Origin of the sequence: Clostridium sp. MCC345, assembly GCF_018785345.1 — a bacterium.
Classification (GTDB): domain Bacteria; phylum Bacillota; class Clostridia; order Lachnospirales; family Anaerotignaceae; genus Anaerotignum_A; species Anaerotignum_A faecicola.
In genome coordinates this window covers 1-5,601 of record NZ_WQPP01000022.1, presented here as the reverse complement: position 1 = coordinate 5,601, position 5,601 = coordinate 1, and the positions used below count along the sequence as shown (strand labels likewise).

Sequence of the window (5,601 nt, the reverse complement as noted above, 5' to 3'; positions counted from 1 at the left end):
AAAGGTCCTCCTAATGATATTTATTGTATCATAGAAGAACCTTCTAAACATTATTTTACAGAAAAAGTCTCACATACCCGGTTTGGGCTTCCAATTATCACAGCAATCATTGTAGCTGCTGTTGTAATAGCTTACTTTATCCAAACCATATCAGCAGAAATTTCAGCCTATATTGGGTTTAGTACATTGATGTTACAAATAGGGGCAACAATGGGGATTTTGGTAATTTTATTGATTTGTTACTTCATAAGTACATGGATTATTTTTAGGCGCTCTGTTAATCCATAGAAAATATGTAATTATTGCATTTCGCACATTCTTTAAAGAGGGATAGCACTCTTAATGAACACTATCCCTCTTTCACTTAATAAAGTTCTAATGAATCTTCTGCATCCACCCACATCTGTAAATTGCCCTCAAGATATAATCTTGCATATTCCAAAGGCTCATCCACAGCTAATGAAGTAAGTGCACATTCTGATCCATATGTGGTTTTTAAATCTTTTTCAGCTTCCCAGCAGTCAATGCGAAGCATATATCCAGCACTTGTGTAAACATCAATACTATCGTGATTTATGTTGTATTCTGCATAAATTGTTCTCATCGTATCTTATCTCCATTTTCTTTTGATAATCAGTTATAGAGTTAAATATCGAAAACATTTCAATCAGTTCACCATGTCGTTATTGTTATATGTTATACTGTGTTATGAAATTTTCTTTCCCTTAATTTTTCCCATATTAAGGTTCATGAAAGCTAATGGGAGAATGTAACACAAGGGAAAGAGTAAGGGGAAGTACACTTGCTACAAACTTAGTATTTTCAAGGGTTTGCGAAGAATTTGATAATCAAATATAACAGTTATTAAATTTCCTAAAATATGTGAAATATCAACTGAGATTTATTGAATTACCTCTACAATTTGTTTTAGCGAATCATAATCAACAAAATCTACTTTTGTGTTATAGGTTTCTATCAGTGCCTTATCTTCTTGCGTAAGGCTTTCAACTGGCTTGTTTTTAAGAGAATGATATAACATTTTCATCATAGTCTTGTGCTTGAAATTCAATTTACTGTAGTCTATACCACCTCTTAAGTGAAAGATTAAAGAGTTTTTATAAATATCTTTTTCAAGTTGTTTTTCAAGGGAGGCTTTAATGTTATTAGTATTTTCTTTATTATTTACATCTGCAAGCCCTACAGTAACCAGAATCGTTTTGATATTGCTATTTTTCAATAGTCTAAATGTGTTTTTTAATCCTTTTACACCACCTGCATACAACCCCCCAAAATAAATTATCTGCTCGTAATCCTTTATATCCTTTATGTTTTCATAACTTATGCAAGGAATTTCTGTTATCTCTGAAAGTTTTGTAGCGTATGCTTTTGCTGTTCCATATTGACTACCATATATAATTAAACTTTTCATAATTCTTTATACCTCTACAACTTCCAATTTGTCGCTTTCTTCATACTCATATTATAACAGTTCCATATATCCACCACAATAAAAATCAGCATACCCTTTAAATATTTTCTGCATTGAAAATGCACACTTTTCCTTTCTTCCTCTTGATTACCAATCACAGAAAAGAAAAAGCCCTGTCAAGAGCCTTGCCACCATTGGTGGTGCTTTGCACTCTTTACTGGGCTTTTTGTTTGCTGTATCTTCCATGCAAGAGGAAATTAAAAACCTCTGTTCCATTTCGCCTTTAGATAATCTTCATAATCTCCCTCATTAAAGTCTACTTGTGGAGAAGTATTAGGAATGTTTTTTCTGTTGTCAATATCTGCAAGTTGACGGAATATCCAATCATCATAAGGGTTGTGATATTTGTATTCTTTTGGTTGTTCTCTGTATCGGTCTAACCCTCGCATTTCCTTGTGTACTTTCATCATACGTTCTATTTTTTGACGCTGTATTAACTGTTTGATTTCCATAAGTTCTTCAATTTCTACAACCTCATTAGAAAGATAATTGCTGATGTATCTAATCAATATGGTTTCCATGTAGAATTTGTATTCGTTTTCATTATCAAAGAATTCATTTTCAGACAGATAATCTAAGGAAACATTGAAGTCCTGTTCCCGTTTGATAATATCCATAATATATGGCTCGGTATGGTCGATATACTTCCATTCTCCCGACAATAATTCATTGGGCGTTACACCCAGCACGTCCATTATCTTTTCCAGCGTATCAAAGGTAGGATAATTCACACCACGTTCAATCTTGGAAAGGCTCTGCATATTGATACCGATTTTGTCCGCAAGTTCCTGTTGTTTCATTCCTCTGTGTTTTCTTATGGTCTGTATGTTTTCTCCTAAGAAACTGATTTTCTTTTCATAATGCTCCATAACTTAGTATAACCGCTCCTTTCGTTGCTTCTCTTGGTATTTATAAGCATATCATACTTAATATATATCCAAAAGTCAACAAAAACTTCTTGACAAGTAATTCTAATGGCGTTATTATCGTATCAGATGGAGTGATTAAGCACGCTAGGGTCAATCACACGCTTGAGTAAGCATAGAGAAGATATATTTTCATTTTGATAGCATGAATAAGCATGGACTGTCAGACCGAAAATAGTGGTTTCCAAAAGGGGCTGGCTGGACGGGGCACGTCCCCCAGACGTGTTCGGACAGACAGTTCCTTTTGGAAAGGGAACGCCTTTAGGCGTTCGTAAAGGGCGTATATGTAACACCGCCCTGCGTATACATGTCATAGTACCTAGAAACTGTGATAAATAAAGGAAAAAATGCAATTTATACCCCGCAAAAAATCGGGGCATACGAAAGGAGTAATGAAGTATCGCAACACACGAAAATTTATCCGTTAAGATTGATTACATCAGCATTGTATTTGAAACCGCAACCGCAGAAGATGTCATCATGCACATTTTAGGTTTACCGACTGACATTTTCAATGTCTATCCGGCAAGCGTTAAATTCAAGACTTATCAAGCACGCTGGCAGATTGGAGATATTTATGTATCGGGGGACGCAAGAAAGACAGAGGACAACCCACAAGGGTTAGGCTGTTATCTTGTTATGACCGGCAGAGGTTGTGATGATATTTTCCGTATTCTCGACAGTAGGAATTATACCTTTGGGGATATGTTCAAACATTGTGAGCGAAGATACGGACTGGATAATTTCCATTTCACAAGGCTTGATATTGCCATTGATGATAAGAACGAAAAGCCATTCTTTACCATAGAGCAGATAAAGAAGAAATGTGAAAAAGAGGAATTTATCTCGAATAGTGAGGGCTACCACTTTGATGAAAGCAAGTTTGATGATTTCGACACCGCAAAGACTGTTTATATCGGTGCTGGTAAATCGGGATTGTCTTACCGCTTTTATGACAAGGATAAGGAAGTATGTTCAAAACATAATAAGACACTTAATGAAGTCGGCAGTTGGAAACGGACAGAAATGCAACTGCGTGATGATAAGGCTCATGTCTTTGCCATGACATTCAAAGACAGACCGCTGGAACTTGGGAAACTGGCTTTCGGGTTATTGGCAAACAACCTACGCTTTGTCGTGCCAAACAGAAATGAAAGTAATAAAAGCAGATGGAAAACGTGTCGGTTTTGGGAACGCTTTTTAGGGGCTGTGGAAGTCTTGAAACTGCAAGTACCAAAACAGCAAAATTCCCTTGAGGAAACACAGCAATGGCTCACAGAGGGTGGTGTGATTTCCGCTGTCAAAAGTTTTTATTTCTTGGAAGAACATGACGCATTAGGTGGACTGGAACGGGTGGGAACTATGCTTGATAAGGCAAGATACAGCACTTCCCTTTCCAGTAAACTGACCGCCCATTTACAGAGGATAAACCGCACCGACCTTATCCCCTATATCCAGTATGACACGAAACATGGGAAAGGGGGTATCTGATGAATAACAACGATATTCCCGTATGGGAAAAATACACCCTTACCATTGAAGAAGCGTCAAAATATTTCCGTATCGGAGAAAACAAGCTAAGACGCTTGGCAGAGGAAAACAAGGACGCTGGCTGGCTCATTATGAATGGCAACCGCATACAGATTAAACGCCGACAGTTTGAACAGGTTATTGACAAATTGGACGCTATCTAATGCAAATGAGCCTTGTATGTGTTATGATGAACACAAGTCATATCAAGGCTCTTTCCAACAAGGAAAGGAGCAGACACCATGAAAGAAAAAAGACGGGATAGCAAAGGACGTATCCTGCATACTGGAGAGAGCCAACGAACAGACGGAAAATACTTATATAAATATGTAGACGCATTTGGAAACACAAAATATGTGTACGCTTGGAGATTGACACCCACAGACCCGACACCAAAGGGAAAACGGGAAAAACCCCCACTTCGAGAACTGGAACAGCAGATAAGACGGGATATTGAGGACGGTATCGACAGCACAGGCAAGAAAATGACGCTTTGCCAACTCTACGCCAAACAGAACGCACAGAGGGCAAATGTGAAGAAAAGCACACAGAAACAACGGGAACAGCTCATGCGGTTATTGAAAGAGGACAAGTTGGGTGCCAGGAGCATTGATACGATAAAACCCTCTGACGCTAAGGAATGGGCGTTACGCATGAAAGACAAAGGCTTTTCCTATAACACCATTAACAACCATAAACGCTCGTTAAAAGCGTCATTCTATATCGCCATACAAGACGATTGTGTAAGGAAAAATCCTTTTGATTTCAAGTTAAGTGAAGTCATAGAAAATGATACCAAAGAGAAAGTCGCATTGACAGAGGAACAGGAACAAGCCCTACTCTCATTCATCAAGACGGACAACGTGTATCATAAGTATTACGATGATGTACTGATACTGTTAAAGACAGGACTTCGTATTTCGGAACTGTGCGGACTGACAGTAGCCGATATTGATTTCAAGAATGAGGTTGTGATTATCGACCACCAGTTACTAAAGAGCAAGGAACAGGGCTATTACATTGAAACGCCTAAGACAAAGAGCGGAACTAGGCAAGTGCCATTAAGCAAAGAAACGATACAGGCATTTCAACGGGTTATGAAGAAACGTCCAAAGGCAGAACCATTTGTGATAGACGGACGGGGCAACTTCTTATTTGTCAATCCCAAAGGCAAGCCAAAAGTTGCCATTGATTACAATGCCTTATTTGTCCGCATGGTAAAGAAATACAACAAGCACCACATGGACAACCCTTTGCCACATATCACACCGCATACGCTACGCCATACGTTCTGCACAAGACTGGCAAGCAAGAACATGAACCCGAAAGATTTACAGTATATCATGGGACATTCAAACATCAGTATCACAATGAACTGGTACGCTCATGCGTCCATAGATACCGCAAAATCAGAGGTTCAGCGTCTAATCGCATAAGAAGTATTTACCACGATTTTAACCACGATTGATAGCGAAAATATAAGAAGATAGACCTAGGTATGTGAGATTTACCACAAAAGCAAAATGCCCGTAGAGCCGATAAAATAAGGCTTTGCGGACATTTGAGAAGATATAAAAGGGTATGTGAGACTTTTTCTGTAAAATAATGTTTAGAAGGTTCTTCTATGATACAATAAATATCATTAGGAGGACCTTT

At 38.1% G+C, this 5,601-nt stretch carries 6 protein-coding genes and 1 pseudogene; 4 read left to right on the top strand and 3 right to left on the bottom strand.

What is annotated here, in order from left to right; genetic code table 11:
- Window positions 1-288 (top strand): annotated as a pseudogene (locus GPK49_RS05880) (hypothetical protein); the annotation flags it as partial.
- 76 nt (window positions 289-364) lie between these two features.
- Here the strand turns inward: GPK49_RS05880 and GPK49_RS05875 are convergent.
- From GPK49_RS05875 to GPK49_RS05865, 3 genes are all read right to left on the bottom strand, one after another.
- Window positions 365-604: a DUF6061 family protein gene (locus tag GPK49_RS05875; RefSeq protein WP_006858432.1), complete on the bottom strand. Its 240-nt coding sequence runs from the start codon at window positions 602-604 to the stop codon at window positions 365-367.
- 297 nt (window positions 605-901) lie between these two features.
- Window positions 902-1,429 carry a flavodoxin domain-containing protein gene (locus GPK49_RS05870; RefSeq protein WP_021422708.1) on the bottom strand — a complete coding sequence of 176 codons (528 nt, stop codon included), beginning with the start codon at window positions 1,427-1,429 and terminating at the stop codon, window positions 902-904.
- Window positions 1,430-1,686: 257 nt separating this feature from the next.
- On the bottom strand, window positions 1,687-2,358 hold the full coding sequence (locus tag GPK49_RS05865) for a helix-turn-helix domain-containing protein (RefSeq protein WP_021422697.1): 672 nt from the start codon (window positions 2,356-2,358) through the stop codon (window positions 1,687-1,689).
- Between the two features lie 486 nt (window positions 2,359-2,844).
- Here GPK49_RS05865 and GPK49_RS05860 point away from each other — a divergent pair, with 486 nt between their 5' ends.
- The 3 genes from GPK49_RS05860 (at window position 2,845) to GPK49_RS05850 (ending at window position 5,381) form a co-directional block, all read left to right on the top strand.
- Window positions 2,845-3,906 carry a replication initiation factor domain-containing protein gene (locus GPK49_RS05860; protein ID WP_256756141.1) on the top strand — a complete coding sequence of 354 codons (1,062 nt, stop codon included), beginning with the start codon at window positions 2,845-2,847 and terminating at the stop codon, window positions 3,904-3,906.
- Window positions 3,906-4,109, top strand: a complete 204-nt coding sequence (locus GPK49_RS05855; RefSeq protein WP_002607397.1) for an excisionase — start codon at window positions 3,906-3,908, stop codon at window positions 4,107-4,109. The genes GPK49_RS05860 and GPK49_RS05855 overlap by 1 nt, the downstream gene beginning before the upstream one ends.
- A gap of 78 nt (window positions 4,110-4,187) precedes the next feature.
- Window positions 4,188-5,381, top strand: coding sequence for a site-specific integrase (locus GPK49_RS05850; RefSeq protein WP_215677013.1), 1,194 nt, complete (start codon window positions 4,188-4,190; stop codon window positions 5,379-5,381).
- Window positions 5,382-5,601 lie beyond the last annotated feature (220 nt).